Source organism: Streptomyces sp. DH41 (assembly GCF_029813785.1).
GTDB lineage: Bacteria > Actinomycetota > Actinomycetes > Streptomycetales > Streptomycetaceae > Streptomyces.
The window spans coordinates 162942-179439 of sequence record NZ_JARVKY010000001.1; the positions used below are offsets into that span (position 1 = coordinate 162942).

General features: G+C 70.1%; 14 protein-coding genes. 10 read left to right on the forward strand and 4 right to left on the reverse strand.

The window, feature by feature from the left end:
• Positions 1-6: 6 nt before the first annotated feature.
• A complete protein-coding gene (locus QC283_RS00725) occupies positions 7-3996 on the reverse strand; it encodes a P-loop NTPase fold protein (protein WP_336620615.1) in 3990 nt (1329 codons plus the stop codon).
• Positions 3997-4547: 551 nt separating this feature from the next.
• Here QC283_RS00725 and QC283_RS00730 point away from each other — a divergent pair.
• Positions 4548-5093 (forward strand): GNAT family N-acetyltransferase, encoded by a 546-nt coding sequence (locus QC283_RS00730; protein ID WP_279559313.1) that lies wholly within the window; start codon positions 4548-4550, stop codon positions 5091-5093.
• Positions 5094-5120: 27 nt separating this feature from the next.
• Here QC283_RS00730 and QC283_RS00735 read toward each other — a convergent pair whose 3' ends face one another.
• Both QC283_RS00735 and leuA read right to left on the reverse strand, forming a co-directional pair.
• On the reverse strand, positions 5121-5816 hold the full coding sequence (locus QC283_RS00735) for a TerB family tellurite resistance protein (protein ID WP_279559314.1): 696 nt from the start codon (positions 5814-5816) through the stop codon (positions 5121-5123).
• 184 nt (positions 5817-6000) lie between these two features.
• Entirely contained in the window at positions 6001-7722 is a 1722-nt protein-coding gene (gene leuA, locus QC283_RS00740; protein WP_279559315.1) for a 2-isopropylmalate synthase, read from the reverse strand.
• A gap of 352 nt (positions 7723-8074) precedes the next feature.
• Between leuA and QC283_RS00745 the strand changes: the two genes are divergently transcribed.
• The 8 genes from QC283_RS00745 (at position 8075) to QC283_RS00780 (ending at position 14752) form a co-directional block, all read left to right on the forward strand.
• Positions 8075-9145, forward strand: coding sequence for a M4 family metallopeptidase (locus tag QC283_RS00745; RefSeq protein WP_279559316.1), 1071 nt, complete (start codon positions 8075-8077; stop codon positions 9143-9145).
• A gap of 21 nt (positions 9146-9166) precedes the next feature.
• On the forward strand, positions 9167-9433 hold the full coding sequence (locus QC283_RS00750) for a protealysin inhibitor emfourin (RefSeq protein ID WP_279559317.1): 267 nt from the start codon (positions 9167-9169) through the stop codon (positions 9431-9433).
• Positions 9434-9489: 56 nt separating this feature from the next.
• Positions 9490-10836 (forward strand): GH1 family beta-glucosidase, encoded by a 1347-nt coding sequence (locus tag QC283_RS00755; protein WP_279559318.1) that lies wholly within the window; start codon positions 9490-9492, stop codon positions 10834-10836.
• Positions 10837-11114: 278 nt separating this feature from the next.
• Entirely contained in the window at positions 11115-12194 is a 1080-nt protein-coding gene (locus tag QC283_RS00760) for a PhoH family protein (RefSeq protein WP_279559319.1), read from the forward strand.
• 12 nt (positions 12195-12206) lie between these two features.
• Positions 12207-12704 (forward strand): rRNA maturation RNase YbeY, encoded by a 498-nt coding sequence (ybeY, locus tag QC283_RS00765; RefSeq protein WP_279559320.1) that lies wholly within the window; start codon positions 12207-12209, stop codon positions 12702-12704.
• Entirely contained in the window at positions 12701-14005 is a 1305-nt protein-coding gene (locus QC283_RS00770; protein ID WP_279559321.1) for a hemolysin family protein, read from the forward strand. Before ybeY ends, QC283_RS00770 begins: the two co-directional genes overlap by 4 nt.
• Positions 14002-14361: an MmcQ/YjbR family DNA-binding protein gene (locus QC283_RS00775; RefSeq protein WP_279559322.1), complete on the forward strand. Its 360-nt coding sequence runs from the start codon at positions 14002-14004 to the stop codon at positions 14359-14361. The genes QC283_RS00770 and QC283_RS00775 overlap by 4 nt, the downstream gene beginning before the upstream one ends.
• Before the next feature lie 37 nt (positions 14362-14398).
• Positions 14399-14752, forward strand: coding sequence for a cytidine deaminase (locus QC283_RS00780; protein WP_279559323.1), 354 nt, complete (start codon positions 14399-14401; stop codon positions 14750-14752).
• Between the two features lie 57 nt (positions 14753-14809).
• Here the strand turns inward: QC283_RS00780 and QC283_RS00785 are convergent, their stop codons facing one another.
• Positions 14810-15376, reverse strand: coding sequence for a hypothetical protein (locus tag QC283_RS00785; RefSeq protein WP_279559324.1), 567 nt, complete (start codon positions 15374-15376; stop codon positions 14810-14812).
• 134 nt (positions 15377-15510) lie between these two features.
• Between QC283_RS00785 and era the strand changes: the two genes are divergently transcribed.
• Entirely contained in the window at positions 15511-16464 is a 954-nt protein-coding gene (gene era, locus QC283_RS00790; RefSeq protein ID WP_279559325.1) for a GTPase Era, read from the forward strand.
• Positions 16465-16498 lie beyond the last annotated feature (34 nt).

Genomic DNA, 16498 nt, shown 5'->3' on the forward strand with positions numbered 1-16498 from the left:
AACCGCTCACAAGACCCGGCTCGCCAGTCTCGCGATCGCCTCCCCGTCCTGGGTGCGCAGCAACTGCCTGAGCCCTCCTACCGCGGGCTCCAGACGGGGCTGGTCAAGTCCCAGTACTTTCAGTCCCTCTGCCCATGAGAGATCGTTCTCGGCCGCCGCCGCGAGTACGCCCAGCCCCCGCCCTCCCTCCACCCGGCGGTGCAGCCGGCGCTGCAACGCGGGCCATCGCACGACGATCTCGGCCACGTACACCAGCAGACAGGCGCGTTCCACCGCCGCCTCGGATCGGGCCAGCGGCTCGTCCACCATGAGCGCTCGTTCATAGAGCTGCCAGACGTTCAGCATTCGCTTGGCTTCACGGATCGACGGTTCCTCCAGCCCTGCGATTCGTTCTTTCAGGAGACTCTGGATCCTGGGATGTTGTTCGAGGGTGCGTACAGCGAGGACCGCGGTGGGTGCGGACCTGCGTGTGTTTCCCGGACTGGAACCGCCTGTGGGTACGGTGGCCGGTGCCGCCGGGGGCGCGCCCTGCACAGCGGACACGACGTGGGTTCGACTCCGTGGCGCCGGAACGTCCACAGGTAGGGACGTCCGATGTGCGGACGGCAGACGGGTCACGGTTTCGACGAAGCCCGCCACTCCCTGGTCCGAGACCTGGGGTAGCACGACAGGCAGTTGGACGAGCTTGCGCAAGAAGGCCCAACCAGGGCTCGGGTCCTGCGCGTAGACGCCTGGATCGGTATCGGTCGCACTCGTGTAGGCGTCCAGATGACCGGCCACCACCGAGGGGTCGAGACCGATGACGAAGCGGGCACGTAATCCGTGCCCGGTGGCGATGCCGTTCAGGAAGAGATTGACGGCTTCGAACACCTCGGCGGTGGTATCACTGCGGCACCGGTCCAGGTCGTCGATGAACACCACGAGTTCATTACCCGTGTCAGCGAGATCACCCAGCAACTGCCCGATGTCGTGCTGCAACAGGTACAGCGACCCCGCCGAAGCGCGGAGAAGCGGGTCAGCGGCCTGGTCCTGGCTGTCCTGAGCATCTGGTTCCCCGCCCTCGTGTACCGGCAGGCGCAGCATCGCGCCCGGGATGAAGAGGGAGGCACGACCAACGCAGTACCGGACGAGGGAATGGATCAGCACCGCGAGCAGGAATACGACGGCGACGACGAACGAGACGTCGGCTGCCGTCCAATCCGTACTGAAAAGGTCCATAGACCTGTTCAATGCGGCAAGGCCGAGGAGAAAGGGCAGCAGCACGGTGACAATGCCGACGCCGAGCAGAGGCGAGACGGTGCGCCGGAGCAGTAGCCGCCGTAGGGCGAAGCGGTCGACACGCTCCAGATTGCGGGTGAACCAGTAGCGCTCGCGTTCGCTCTCGCTCGGGTAGAGCACGGGTGCCACTGCCTCAATGATCTCCCCGGCCAGTCCCGCCCAGACCTGTTGTCCGGACTGGTAGAACCAGGGGTTGAACCAGGCGGTGACGATGCCGGCTTGACCGGGGTCAGTTTCGGGTGCAGATCGGTGGCGACCGTATTTGCCGATCAGGCGCACGGCCTCACGCGCGGTCATGGGTCGCTTGCGGGGGTGGGTCGCGCCGGAGCTGGCCGGACTCGGTGCCAGATCGCGTACCAGGCTCATCAGGGTACTTTTCCCGCTACCCCAGGGTCCCTCGACGCTGATCACACTCGGGCCGCCCTCCCCTTTCGACGGGTCGATGGGCCGGAAGGCCTGGTGGGCGAGGGCGCGAGCGAGAGCGTTACGGCCGAGCAGGTCCGTTTGGGCCGGGGCATCCGACATACCCCACAAGGTGACTGGTCCGGTTTCGATCGTCCGGACCGCTTCTCCCGTCCTCGGATTCCACAATCTTACGGTTCCGTCATACCCGGCGGACGCGATCCGCTGGCCGCCCGAGGGGGTGGTCCAACTCGTCAAGGCCCAGACACCCGATGTGTGACCCACGAGAGGCTCGCCTGCCGAGGTCTGTGTATGCGGGTCCCACACCCGGACGGTGTCGTCGTCGCTGCCGCTGGCCAAACGGATCCCGCCGTCTGCGTCCTGCCAATTGGTCAGGGCCCCAATACGTGCGGCGTGCCCTGTGAGCGGGCCGCCCAGCGCGGCCCCCGTCTCGGGATCCCAAGTCCGCACAACAGCGTCGAAGCCCGCCGAGGCGAGTGCGGGCAGTCCTTGATCGGTGGTCCATACGGCCAGTGCTCGCGCCCATGCGGTATGACCGGCCATCTCCGCGCCCACCGCATCGCCGGTCTCCGGGTCCCAGATCCTTATGTGGCCGTCGTCCCCAGCCGAAGCCAGTCGTTGCGATCCTTCGGCATTCGTCCACGCCGCCAGAGCCAACACCCACGGTGAGCCGGACGCCCATTCCCGGACGAGCGCTCCTGTCTCCGGATCCCAGACACGTACGACGCCGTCGGTTCCGCCCGAGGCCAGGCACCATGCACCGTTCGCCCCCTGCCACGAGGCGAGGGCCGGCAGCCAGGCCGCTTGTCCCGGCAGCGGTTCGTACAACGCGGCTCCCGTGTCGGGATCCCAGACCCGGACGGTACCGTCGTCACCGGCCGAGGCGAGCCGGGATCGACCATCCGCGCGTGTCCAACTCGTGAGCGCCCAGATTCCGGCCGTGTGCCCTGTCAGAGGCGGTCCGGCGGGTGTACCCGACTCGGGGTCCCAGAGGCGGATAATCGCATCATCCCCCGCTGAGGCCAGTCGTACGGACCCATCAGCGCTCTGCCAACTGGTAAGCGCCCACTGGCCGGCGACGTGGCCGATCAACGGCTGCATCACGTCGAGGCCCGTCCGGGGATCCCACAGCCGGATCGTCCCTCCGTCGCCAGCGGTGACCAGACAGGAGTCTCCGCTGTCGTCGGTCCATGCGGCGACGGCAGGCATCCAACCGAGATGACCGGGCGAGGGGTCGCCCACGGCGGTGCCGGTCTCGGCATTCCAGATACGAACAGTGCCGTCTGCGGCGGCAGACGCGAGCAGCGTCCCGCCGTCGTGGCCGGCCCACACAGCGAAGGAGCGTACGGCGGCCGTGTGCCCGGTCATGGGTTCACAGACGGAGCGCCCCTCGGCGTCCCGGACCTCTACCGTGCCGTCCACTCCGCCGATCGCGAGCCGGGCCGAGCCATCCGGGGTCTGCCAGGCCTTGAGTGCGTAGACGCCCGCAGCGCATAACTGAGGGATCCGGCCCGTAGGTTCGCCGGTTTCGGCATTCCACAGGTGCACGTCGCCGCCGTCGCCGCCGGCCGCCAACCGCACAGAACCGTCAGGGAGGACGAGCGCCGCAACCGCCCAGAGACCACCCGAACTCGCGATCAACGGATCCCCCAGCGGGTCTCCGCTGCGGGCGTCCCAGATCCGGACGGTGTGATCCGCACTGGCCGAGGCGATCCGGGCCCCGCCGTCCGGTGCGGTCCAGTTCGTCAGGCCCATGACCCATTCACTGTGTCCGGTCAGGGGTCCCACGACGGCCGTTCCCCGGGCCGGGTCCCAGATCCACACCGTGTGGTCCTCGCCTGACGACGCCAGACGATGCTCCCCTGTACCGTCTCTCCACTGGGTCAGCGCGCCGACGCAGGCTGTGTGGCCGATCAACGGGGACCCCAGGGGGGTGCCAGACCGCAGGTCCCAGACGCGTACCGTACGGTCCGCGCCCGCCGAGGCCAGACGTAATGCGCCGTTCGCCTCACGCCAGGTCACCAAAGCCCCAACGCCGCCGGGCTGGGGATCGAGCCACGGGATGCCGTCCTCGGAGGGGGCGACAACGGGGACGGTCATACCCGAGGACGCCTCGGGGTGAGGCGACGATTTCGCTGAGGAGCCTTGGCGCCCGCCAGGACAACGGGGGCGATTCGGAACCCGGCCCCGTGCACCACAGATGCCCCTTTGGACCTGAACGCGGAATCCACTACGCCCCCTTGAGCCGAAATCGAGTTCGTGCGGGGGATGCCTACCCGGCAAGGGCAGGTTCATTCGCCGGGCTCGGCACGGCTGTCCGCGCCCTCTCAAACTGGCCCACGATACTCGCTAACCCCGCGCGGGTGAAGGTACCGCGGTGCCGCCGACCGTGGTGCACAGGACCATCTGATCGGGGCTCCGCTCGCGCGGCCTGGACCGCGCCGGACACGACGAGCCGTCCGGCCACCGCCTCCGCGACCCGCACCTTGCGGGCGACCGCGCAGCCGGACCCGCGTCATCACCCTGCCGATTCTCGTTCGGTGTCGGACAAAACCGTGTACCCGGCGCACGAGCCCCCTCGGGACGTCGGTGACCAGAAAGTGGCTCCGTTGCTCGCACGGTAAGCCCGGTGCGGGCGCGGAGACAGCTGGGAACGCGTCAGTTCTCCATGCCCGGGCACAGGCGTACGCTGGACCAGTCCCGTCATGCTTGGACTTGTCCGTGAACCAGAGGCGAATTTGACGCTCGCTCTGGCCAGAAGCAGCCATCGGAGCCTCATTCCCTCATTCATCTGAACGGCGGCCACGGCTGCCGTGTCGAGGTCTCACGTCCCGACTGGGGGTGGCATGACCGCCGAACCGTTTGAGCGCGCCCTGGACCACGAGAAGCGCCTCACCCGGCCGACACCTCAAACGGAATCACCGCCTCCGCTGTTGCGGCCGGCACGGGAGTCCGACCTGCCCGAACTGGAGCGGCTCGACAAGGAGGTCTACCAGGAGGTCGCCTATCCGGCGTTCCTGCTGCGGCAGCTCCACGACCTGTACGCCGGTCCCGCCGGTCATCTCCTCGTCCTCGACGACGGTGACGGCCGGCTACGCGGCTACGTCCTGGCCGCCACCGCGGCGTTCCACCGGGACAGCTGGGTACTCGGTCTGTGCGTGGCCGAGGACCGGCGCAGGCAGGGGCTGGGCCGGGAGCTGATGCTGGAGGTTCTGGAGCGGCTGCGCCGCTGCGGGACCGAACGGGTCCGGCTGACCGTGGAGCCCGCCAACGACGCCGCGATCCTGTTCTACCGTTCCCTGGGCTTCCGTCCGGAACCGCCCGACGGGGGGCTGCGCCGGGACTACTTCGGTCCGGGTGGGGACCGCGAGGTGATGTGCCTCGTGCTGTGACGCGCCCCGTGCCGCCTCGGCACCACATCAGGACGGAGTGCGTGCCGCCGCCAGCAGGCGGGTTACGTCCTCCGAGCAGATGGTCAGGGCCGCGCCCACGGTGGCCAGGGCGTCGCGTTCCGCGGGGGTGTAGGGGCCGTCGGCCAGGGCGATGCGGGCGCCCTGGAGGAGGATCGACTCGCGGCCGACGGTGGCGAGGTGCGGGGCCAGCGGGTCCAGCGCCTCGTGCAGTTCTATGGCCAGGCCGGGCACGCAGGGCTCCCCGTGGACCCGGCCGGTGTCCGCCTCCAGTGCCTCGACGAGCGCGTTCAGCCGGTCCTCGTCGCAGTCCTCGAACCCGGCCGCGCGCACCGCGACGGCCGCCGTCTCCAGCGACGTACGGGAGCAGGTGCCGCCCGCGGCCAGGACCGCGAGGGCGACGGTGTGGACGGCGTCGCGGAGCATCGCGGAGAAGCGGGTGGTGGTCGGGTGGTCGAGGACGTCGGTGCCGTAGTGGCGGCGGCAGGCCGCGCACTCGACGGTCGGCGCGGACTCGCCGCGCGGCAGCACGGGGACGCCGAGCATGGTGAAGCGGCGGCGGCCGGTGAGCCGCTGGTAGTTGCGGTCGCCTCCGCAGCCGGGGCAGAAGAACTCGCCGTCGCCGACGGGTGTCCACGCGGTGCGTGTGCCCAGGATGCGCGGCAGCCGGGCAGCTCGGCCGTTTCGTCCCCGTCCAGGCAGCACGTCGCACCTCCGTAACGGCGCGACAGCATCGTCGCGCTTGCGTGATGTTAGCCACATCACCGACGTGGAGTCAGTACCCCGGAGGAGACCTTTCCGTGACCTGCACGCGGAGATGGCCGGTATACGACGGGGCCCCGCCCGCCGTTTTCCGGCGAGCGGGGCCTCAAACCGCCGATTCGGCTGGTCAGCGAGCCGCTCGGTTGACGGCGGAGACGACCGCCTTCAGTGAGGCGCGTGTGGTGTTCGCGTCGATTCCGATGCCCCACAGCACCTTGTCGCCGATGGCGCACTCGATGTAGGACGCGGCCTGCGCCAAGGCGCCCTCGCTCATCGTGTGCTCCTGGTAGTCCAGCAGGCGTACGTCGATGCCGACGCCCTGCAGCGCGTGGAAGAACGCCGAGATCGGGCCGTTGCCGGTGCCGACCAGGGTGGTCTCCGCGCCGTCGACCGTGGCGTCGACGGTGAGGGTGTCGATGCCGTCGCGGTCGGTCGTGGTCTGGCCGTTGGCGACCTGGATGCGGCCCCAGGGGTTGTCCGGGTTGGGCAGGTACTCGTCCTGGAAGACGTCCCAGATCGCCGTCGGCGTGATCTCGCCGCCCTCGGCGTCCGTCTTGGCCTGGATCAGCCTGGAGAACTCGATCTGCATCCGGCGCGGCAGGTCCAGCTTGTGGTCGTTCTTCAGGACGTAGGCGATGCCGCCCTTGCCGGACTGCGAGTTGACGCGGATGACCGCCTCGTAGGAGCGGCCGACGTCCTTGGGGTCGATCGGCAGGTACGGGACCGCCCACTCGATGTCGTCGACGGTGACGCCCTTGGCCTTCGCGTCGGCCTCCATGGCGTCGAAGCCCTTCTTGATGGCGTCCTGGTGGGAGCCGGAGAAGGACGTGTAGACCAGGTCGCCCACGTACGGGTGGCGCGGGTGGACCTCCATCTGGTTGCAGTACTCCCACGTGCGACGGATCTCGTCGATGTCGGAGAAGTCGATCTGCGGGTCGACGCCCTGGGAGAACAGGTTCATGCCCAGGGTGACCAGGTCGACGTTGCCGGTGCGCTCGCCCTGCCCGAACAGGCAGCCCTCGACGCGGTCGGCGCCGGCCATGACGGCCAGCTCGGCCGCCGCCACCGCCGTGCCGCGGTCGTTGTGCGGGTGGACGGACAGCACCACGTGCTCGCGGCGGGAGAGGTTGCGGTGCATCCACTCGAAGCGGTCGGCGTGCGTGGAGGGCGTGGAACGCTCCACGGTGGCGGGCAGGTTGAGGATGATCTCGCGGCCGGGACCGGGCTGGTAGGTGTCCATCACCGCCTCGCAGACCTCCAGCGCGAAGTCCAGCTCGGTGTCGGTAAAGATCTCGGGGCTGTACTGGTAGCCGAACTGCGTCTCGGGGCCCAGCAGTTTCTCGGCGTACTCCATGACCAGGCGCGTGCCGTCGACCGCGATCTGCTTGATGTCGTCGCGCGAGCCGCGGAAGACGACGCGGCGGAAGACCGGGGCGGTGGCGTTGTACAGGTGGACGGTGGCCCGCCGGGCGCCCTTCAGGGACTCCACCGTGCGCTCGATCAGGTCCTCGCGGGCCTGGGTCAGTACGGAGATCGTCACGTCGTCCGGGATGGCGTCCGGGTCCTCGATGATCGAGCGTACGAAGTCGAAGTCGGTCTGGCCGGAGGCCGGGAAGCCGACCTCGATCTCCTTGTAGCCCATCTTGACCAGCAGGTCGAACATCGCGCGCTTACGGGCGGGCGACATGGGGTCGATCAGCGCCTGGTTGCCGTCGCGCAGGTCGGTGGAGAGCCAGCGGGGGGCGGTGGTGACGCGCCGGTTCGGCCAGGTGCGGTCGGGGATGTCGACCTGCTCGTACCCGCGGTACTTGGCGGTCGGCATGGAACTGGGCTGCTGGCGGTTGGCCATGATGGCGTGGGCTCCTCGTGATGTCCGCGGTGTGCGGCACGTCCGCGACGTCCGCGTGTTCCGGAAGGACGGCCGACGGCACCACCAAGCTCCGCGGGGAGGGAGTCGGCCTTCTACAGGCCCTCGCCGCGGCAGCTAAGGAGAAGCAGCCCGAATCGCATGATGCCCAGCACCCTAGCCGAGTCACGCCGGTCACGCGGGTCCGTATCAGTATGCGGGACCATGGAGGGAACCGGGACAAAAAGTGCCGTATACCACTCACCGCTGTCCCGAGGGGCGTCTTGGCGTCGCTTTTCACCGATCGTGATTGCGGGGGGTGACAGCGGGGTCACTCAGTGCGATGGTGCTGAACATGACGACACCCGGGGGCTTCGAGCCCGTCTTCTGCACCATCGTGCCGCCCCACGTCCTCGACAAGCTCGCCGAGCAGGCGGACCCCGTGCTCTCCGGGCCCGCCCGCCGGACCCTCCAGCGCGACGCCTTCGAGCGCACCCACCGCTCGCTGACCACGGTCATCGGCGCCCCCGCCGTCGCCCCGCGCGCCGGCGACGAGCCGGAGAAGCCGCAGCGCACGATCTTCGACGCCCGGCACGGCACCGACCTGCCGGGCAAGAAGGTGCGCGGCGAGGGCGAGGAGCCCGGCAAGGACGCCACCGTGAACCGCGCCTACGCGGCGCTCGGCGCGACCTTCGAGCACTTCCTCAAGGTCTACGGGCGCAACTCCATCGACGGCGCCGGGATGCCGCTGGACGCCACCGTGCACTACGACCGCGAGTACAACAACGCCTTCTGGAACGGCGAGCAGATGGTATTCGGCGACGGGGACGGGGAGATCTTCCTCGACTTCACCATCCCCCTCGACGTGATCGGCCACGAGCTGACCCACGGTGTGATCCAGCACACCGCCAACCTGACCTACTACGGCCAGCCGGGTGCCCTCAACGAGTCGGTGGCCGACGTCTTCGGCGCCCTCATCAAGCAGTACTCGCTCGGCCAGAGTGCCGCCGACGCCGACTGGCTGATCGGCGCCGGGCTGCTCGCCCCGCGCGTGACGGGGGTGGCGCTGCGTTCCATGAAGGCCCCGGGCACGGCGTACGACGACGACGTCCTCGGCAAGGACCCGCAGCCCGCGACGATGGACGAGTACGTGCGCACCGGCCGCGACAACGGCGGCGTCCACATCAACTCCGGCATCCCCAACCACGCCTTCTACCTCTTCGCCACCGAGCTCGGCGGAAACGCCTGGGAGCGGGCCGGGCAGGTCTGGTACGACGTGCTGACCGGGGGCGAGGTGACACAGGACGCGTCGTTCGCGGACTTCGCGACACTGACGGTGCAGGCCGCCCGGGCGCGCTACGGCGACGCCGCCGAGCTGGAGGCGGTGGGCAAGGCCTGGGAGCAGGTCGGGGTGCGGACACGGTAGTTCCGTACTAGACACGGACCCATGCGGATTCAGGTGAGGCGCACAGGAGGCTTCGCGGGCATCGAACGCCACGCGGAGATCGACACCACGGGACGCCCCGACGCGGCCGAGTGGCACGCCCTGGCGGAGCGGGCGGTCGCCGACGGGCGGACCACGCGGCCCGTCGGAGTGCCGGACGGGTTCAGCTACCAGATCACCGTGGACGGCCAGACGGTGTACGCCGCCGACCCCCGGCTGACGGACGAACAGCGGAGGCTGATCTCGCGGGTACTGAAGGAGGGTGCGTAACGGCACTGCCACGCGGGGGCGTTGACTTCGCCTGCCGGGGTGCGGATGATCCGCGCATGGCGACTGACCCGAGCGCGGCCGACCGGGGCACGGTGACGCACCCGGTACCCCGGTTCCCGGACGGCTTCCTGTGGGGCGTGTCCACCTCGGCGCACCAGATCGAGGGCGCGGCCGGGCTGCGGAAGCCGTCCGTGTGGGACGTCTTCGCGTCCGAGCCGGGACGGATCAAGGACGGCTCGACGGCGGCGGTGGCCTGCGACCACTACCACCGCTACCCCGAGGACGTGGCACTCCTGGCGGGCCTGGGCGTGGACGCGTACCGCTTCTCGGTCTCCTGGCCGCGGGTGGACTCCCCCGGCGGCCTCGGCTTCTACGACCGCCTGGTCGACGAGTTGTGCGCGGCGGGCGTCCGACCGGTGCCGACCCTCTTCCACTGGGACCTGCCGGCGGACCTGGACTGGCTGGACCGGGACACGGCGTCGCGTTTCGCCGAGTACGTGTCGGTGGTCGCGGACCGGCTCGGCGACCGCGTCGGCAAGTGGATCACCCTCAACGAGCCCGCCGAGCACACCCTGCTGGGCCACGCCGTCGGCGCGCACGCCCCCGGCCGGAAGCTGCTGTTCGACGCCCTGCCGGCGGCCCACCACCAACTGCTCGCCCACGGCCTGGCGGTACGGGCCCTGCGGGCGTGCGGCGCCACGGACATCGGAATCGCCAACTCGCACGGGCCGACCTGGCCGGCCTCCGACGACCCGGCCGACCGGGAGGCGGCGGACTTCTACGACCTCCTCCTGAACCGGCTGTTCTCCGACCCCCTGCTGACCGGGCGGTATCCGGACGGCATCGGTGAGCTGATGCCGGGAGGCTCCAGGCGGGCCGACGCCGACCTGGAGGTCATCGCCGAGCCGCTGGACTGGTACGGCGTGAACTACTACGCGCCGGCCCGGGTGGGCGCCCCGCTGGGCACGGAGACCGAGTCCGCGGGTGTGACGCTCCCGGCGGGACTGCCCTTCTCGGTGCGCGAGATCGAGGGGCAGCCGCTGACCGACTTCGGCTGGCCCGTCGTCCCCGAGGGCCTGACTGAGCTGCTCACGGGCCTGCGCGACCGCTACGGCGACCGGCTCCCGCCGATCGTCATCACCGAGAACGGCTGCTCCTACGAGGGGCTCGACGACCGGGACCGCATCGCCTACCTCGACGGACACGTCCGCGCCATGCACCGGGCGGTGGAGGCGGGTGTGGACGTGCGCGGCTACTTCGTGTGGTCGCTGCTGGACAACTTCGAGTGGGCCGAGGGGTACGCGCGCCGGTTCGGGCTGGTGCACGTCGACTTCGAGACGCACCGGCGCACACCCAAGGCGTCGTACGACTGGTTCCGGGACGTGATCCGCGCGCAACGGTGAGTAGCGGCAGGGCGGACGGGAGTGCCGGGCGAGCGCGCGGTGAGTGCCGGGCGGGCAGGCGTGAGCGGCCGGGCGAGTGGGCGGTGAGCGCCGGTCCGACCAGTACCGTGACGCCGGTCCGACCGGTACGGCGGGCGCCGGCCGGTCCCGCGGTGCGCATCGGTCGGATAAAAGGTCTCGGCGCTGTCGGCGGGGAGTCGTACGCTGGAGGCAGCAGACCACACCCGTCACGCGGCGCACGCCGCAGAGGAGGATGTGCAGGCCTAGAGCGCCGGCCCATGACTCAGACACCCTCAGCTCACACCCCCGCGCGGGGACAGGCGAGAGCACAGTTCACCGTCCCCGCCCAGCACCCCATGGTGACGGTGCTGGGATCAGGCGACTCCCTGTTGCGCGTGATCGAGAAGGCCTTCCCGGCGGCCGACATCCACGTCCGGGGAAACGAGATCAGCGCGGTCGGCGACACCCATGACGTCGCCCTCATACAGCGCGTGTTCGACGAGATGATGCTGGTGCTCCGCACGGGGCAGCCGATGACGGAGGACGCAGTGGAACGCTCGATCGCCATGCTCAAGGCGAGCGAGAACGGGGAGAGCGACGGCCAGGAGACCCCGGCCGAGGTGCTCACGCAGAACATCCTGTCCTCGCGCGGCCGCACGATCCGCCCCAAGACGCTGAACCAGAAGCGGTACGTCGACGCGATCGACAAGCACACCATCGTCTTCGGCATCGGCCCCGCGGGCACCGGCAAGACCTATCTGGCGATGGCCAAGGCGGTGCAGGCCCTGCAGTCCAAGCAGGTCAACCGCATCATCCTGACCCGCCCCGCGGTCGAGGCCGGCGAGCGGCTCGGCTTCCTGCCGGGCACGCTCTACGAGAAGATCGACCCGTACCTGCGCCCGCTGTACGACGCGCTGCACGACATGCTCGACCCGGACTCGATCCCGCGGCTGATGGCGGCGGGGACGATCGAGGTCGCGCCGCTGGCGTACATGCGCGGCCGCACGCTCAACGACGCGTTCATCATCCTGGACGAGGCGCAGAACACCAGCCCCGAGCAGATGAAGATGTTCCTGACCCGCCTCGGCTTCGAGTCGAAGATCGTGATCACGGGTGACGTGACGCAGGTCGACCTGCCCGGCGGGACGAAGTCCGGTCTGCGGCAGGTGCAGGAGATCCTGGAGGGCCTGGACGACGTCCATTTCTCCCGGCTGTCGTCCCAGGACGTCGTCCGGCACAAGCTGGTGGGCCGTATCGTCGACGCGTACGAGCAGTACGACAGCAGGAACGGCACCGAGAACGGCGGCCACAACGGCGGCCGTACACCGCGAAACGGTGCCAAAACCAAGGGGAAGTAGACCAGCACGACCATGTCGATCGACGTCAACAACGAGTCCGGAACCGAGGTCGACGAGCAGGCGATCCTCGACATCGCCCGCTACGCGCTCGCGCGCATGCGCATCCACCCGCTCTCCGAGCTCTCGGTGATCGTCGTGGACACCGACGCCATGGAGCAGCTCCACATCCAGTGGATGGACCTGCCGGGTCCGACGGATGTCATGTCCTTCCCGATGGACGAGCTGCGTCCGCCGGCCAAGGACGAGGAGGAGCCGCCGCAGGGGCTGCTCGGCGACATCGTGCTCTGCCCGGAGGTCGCCGCCAAACAGGGCACCGAGGCGCCGACGCGGCACTCCATGGACGAGGAGCTCCAGCTGCTCACCGTCCACGGGGTGCTGCACCTGCTCGGCTACGACCACGAGGAGCCGGACGAGAAGGCCGAGATGTTCGGTCTGCAGGCCGCCATCGTGGACGGCTGGCGTGCGGAGAAGGGCCTGACCGGCCCGTCCCCGGCCCCGACCGTCTCATGAGCCTCCCGCTAATCGCCGGCGCGGTCACCCTGGTCGTGATCGCCTGGCTCGCCGCGTGCGCGGAGGCGGGACTCGCGAGGGTCTCCACCTTCCGCGCGGAGGAGGCCGTACGGTCCGGACGGCGCGGCGCCGGGAAGCTCGCCCAGGTCGCGGCCGACCCGACGCGCTATCTCAACGTGGCGCTGCTGGTCCGCGTGGCCTGCGAGATGGCCGCCGCCGCGCTTGTCACGTACGCCTGTCTGAAGCAGTTCGACGGCACCGGCGAGGCGCTGGTGATCGCCATCGCGGTCATGGTGCTCGTCTCGTACGTCGCCGTCGGGGTGTCCCCGCGCACCATCGGACGCCAGCACCCGCTGAACACCGCGACGGCGGCGGCGTACGTCCTGGTGCCGCTGGACCGGATCATGGGCCCGATCCCGTCGCTGCTCATCCTCATCGGCAACGCCCTCACCCCGGGCAAGGGCTTCCGCCGCGGCCCCTTCGCCTCCGAGGCGGAACTGCGGGCGCTGGTCGACTACGCCGAGAAGGAGTCCCTGATCGAGGCCGAGGAGCGCCGCATGGTGCACTCGGTGTTCGAGCTGGGTGACACGCTGGTGCGGGAGGTCATGGTCCCGCGGACCGACCTCGTCGTCATCGAGCGCTACAAGACCATCCGCCAGGCGCTCACCCTCGCCCTGCGCTCGGGCTTCTCGCGGATCCCGGTCACCGGGGACAGCGAGGACGACATCGTCGGCATCGTGTACCTGAAGGACCTGGTCCGCCGGACGCACATCAGCCGGGAGGCGGAGAGCGACCTGGTCTCCACGGCGATGCGGCCGGCGTCCTTCGTGCCCGACACCAAGAACGCCGGTGACCTGCTGCGCGAGATGCAGAAGGAGCGCAACCACGTCGCCGTCGTGATCGACGAGTACGGCGGCACGGCCGGCATCGTCACCATCGAGGACATCCTGGAGGAGATCGTCGGCGAGATCACCGACGAGTACGACCGGGAGCTCCCGCCCGTCGAGGAACTGGGCGGGGACCGCTTCCGGGTCACCGCCCGCCTCGACATCGGCGACCTGGGCGAGCTGCACGGCCTGGAGGAGTTCGACGACGAGGACGTGGAGACGGTGGGCGGCCTGCTGGCGAAGGCCCTCGGCCGGGTGCCGATCCCCGGTGCCTCGTCGGTCGTGGAGCTGCCCGACGGCCGCGAGCTGCGGCTGACGGCGGAGACCGCGGCGGGCCGCCGGAACAAGATCGTGACGGTGCTGGTGGAGCCGGTGGACGCGGAGAGCCGCGCCAAGGAGGCCTCGTCGTCATGACCCCTGGGGAACTGCGCGACTTCTGTCTGTCCTTCAACGCCGCGGTGGAGGACTTCCCCTTCGGCCCCGAGACCTCGGTCTTCAAGGTGCTGGGGAAGATGTTCGCGCTGTCCTCGCTGGACGGGCGCCCGCTCACGGTCAACCTGAAGTGCGCCCCGGACGACGCGATCCGGCTGCGCGCCGACCAACCGGGGCTGATCGTCCCCGGCTGGCACATGAACAAGCGGCACTGGAACACGGTCACCGTGGACGGCGGGCTCCCGGACCGTGTCGTCAGGGAGCTGGTCGAGGACTCGTACGACCTGGTCGTCGCCGGACTGCCGCGCGCCGAGCGGCTCCGCCTCGACCGTCCCTGAGGGCCGGGCGGGCCGTGGTGCTACGTATGCTCACCTCATGACCGAGACTCCCGCCCTCGATCCCGAGGACCGCAAGATCGTCACCCTGGCCCGCTCGGCCCGGGCCCGCAACGGCGTCCCCGAGGGCGCCGCCGTACGCGACGAGACCGGCCGCACGTACGTCGCCGGCACGGTCGCCCTGGACTCCCTGAAACTCAGCGCGCTGCGCACGGCGGTGGCGATGGCGGTCGCCTCCGGCGCGACGTCGCTGGAGGCGGCGGCGGTGGTGACCGGCGCGGACTCGGCGTCGGACGAGGACCGGGCGGCGGTCCGGGACCTGGGCGGTCCGGAGACGCCGGTGTTGGTCGCCGGACCGGACGGCGTGGTGCGGGGGACGGTCAGCGCGGGCTGACGGCACTTACCGGGCCCGGCACGGTGGACCCGACCGCCGGCCGGTTCCCGGAATCGGTCAGTCCACCGTGTCGTGACCGGGCCCATGCCCCGGACCGGCGAACCGTTGGTAGGCGAGGGCCCACACGTCGGTCTGGCGGCGCAGCCGCCGTAGCACCGGCAGCGGATCCTCGGCCCAGCCCTCGAGCAGCGAGTCGGAAGACGCCTGACAGGACCGTTCGAAGTCCACGGCTCCCGCGGCACCCTCCCGTCCGGCCTCCAGGAAGCCGACGGTCTCGATGGCGCGCGCGGCCGTCTCGGCACGGGACATGACGGTCTCGTCGTGGTACAGCCGCACCAGGGCCGCGGTGGCCAGGTCCCGGTAACCGGTGAGGAACTCCGCGGGCAGCGGCAGTGCCGACGCCCGCTCCCACAGCTCGATGTTCGCCTGCTGGGCGTCCTGGCCCACGCCTGGGTGCGGGGCGGAACCGCGCAGGTGCCGCCAGGCGGCCCTGGCGCCTGCGTCCACGCGGTAGTACAGGGACCGGAGGCGGTCGGACGGGCACGCGCCGAACACCGCGCCGCCGATCCGGAGCACCACCGACGCGTCGCGGGCCAGGTCGGCACCGTGAACCGAACGCTGCACGTGTGTCTCCTCCCGGACAGCCGCTGGTGCGCGCGGCAGAGGAAGCCTAGACGCCGGCTCCCCGCCGCCCTGCCGTCGGCCCCGACCGCGGAGGTGGTACGGCGGGGCTCCGGGGATCAGGGACAATGGGCGCCATGAGCGTTCGTACCCAGTCATCCGAAGAGTCGGCCGAAGCTGTCCACAGGGCCGGTTTCGCCTGCTTCGTGGGCCGCCCCAACGCGGGCAAGTCCACCCTCACGAACGCTCTGGTCGGGCAGAAGGTGGCGATCACCTCGAACCGTCCGCAGACGACCCGGCACACCGTGCGGGGCATCGTGCACCGCCCGGAGGCGCAGCTGATCCTGGTGGACACCCCGGGGCTGCACAAACCGCGCACACTGCTGGGCGAGCGGCTCAACGACGTCGTGCGGACGACGTGGGCCGAGGTGGACGTCATCGGTTTCTGCCTGCCGGCGAACGAGAAGCTGGGCCCCGGTGACCGCTTCATCGCCAAGGAGCTGGCCGGGATCAAGAAGACCCCGAAGGTCGCGATCGTCACCAAGACCGACCTGGTGGACTCCAAGACCCTGGCCGAGCAGCTGATCGCGATCGACCAGCTCGGCCAGGAGCTGGGCATCACCTGGGCGGAGATCGTCCCGGTGTCGGCCACCGGGAACCAGCAGGTGGACCTGCTCGCGGACCTGCTGACCCCGCTGCTGCCCGAGGGCCCCGCGCTCTACCCCGAGGGCGACCTGACCGACGAGCCCGAGCAGGTGATGGTCGCCGAGCTGATCCGGGAGGCCGCGCTGGAAGGCGTACGGGACGAGCTGCCGCACTCCATCGCGGTGGTCGTCGAGGAGATGCTCCCGCGCGAGGACCGCCCCGCCGACAAGCCGCTCCTGGACATCCACGCCAACGTCTACATCGAGCGCCCCAGCCAGAAGGGCATCATTATCGGCCCCAAGGGCAAGCGTCTGAAGGACGTCGGCATCAAGTCCCGCAAGCAGATCGAGGCGCTGCTCGGCACGCCGGTCTTCCTGGACCTGCACGTGAAGGTCGCCAAGGACTGGCAGCGCGACCCGAAGCAGCTGCGGCGGCTCGGGTTCTGATCCTTCCCGGCAGCCGCCCCGGCGGTCTCCCCAG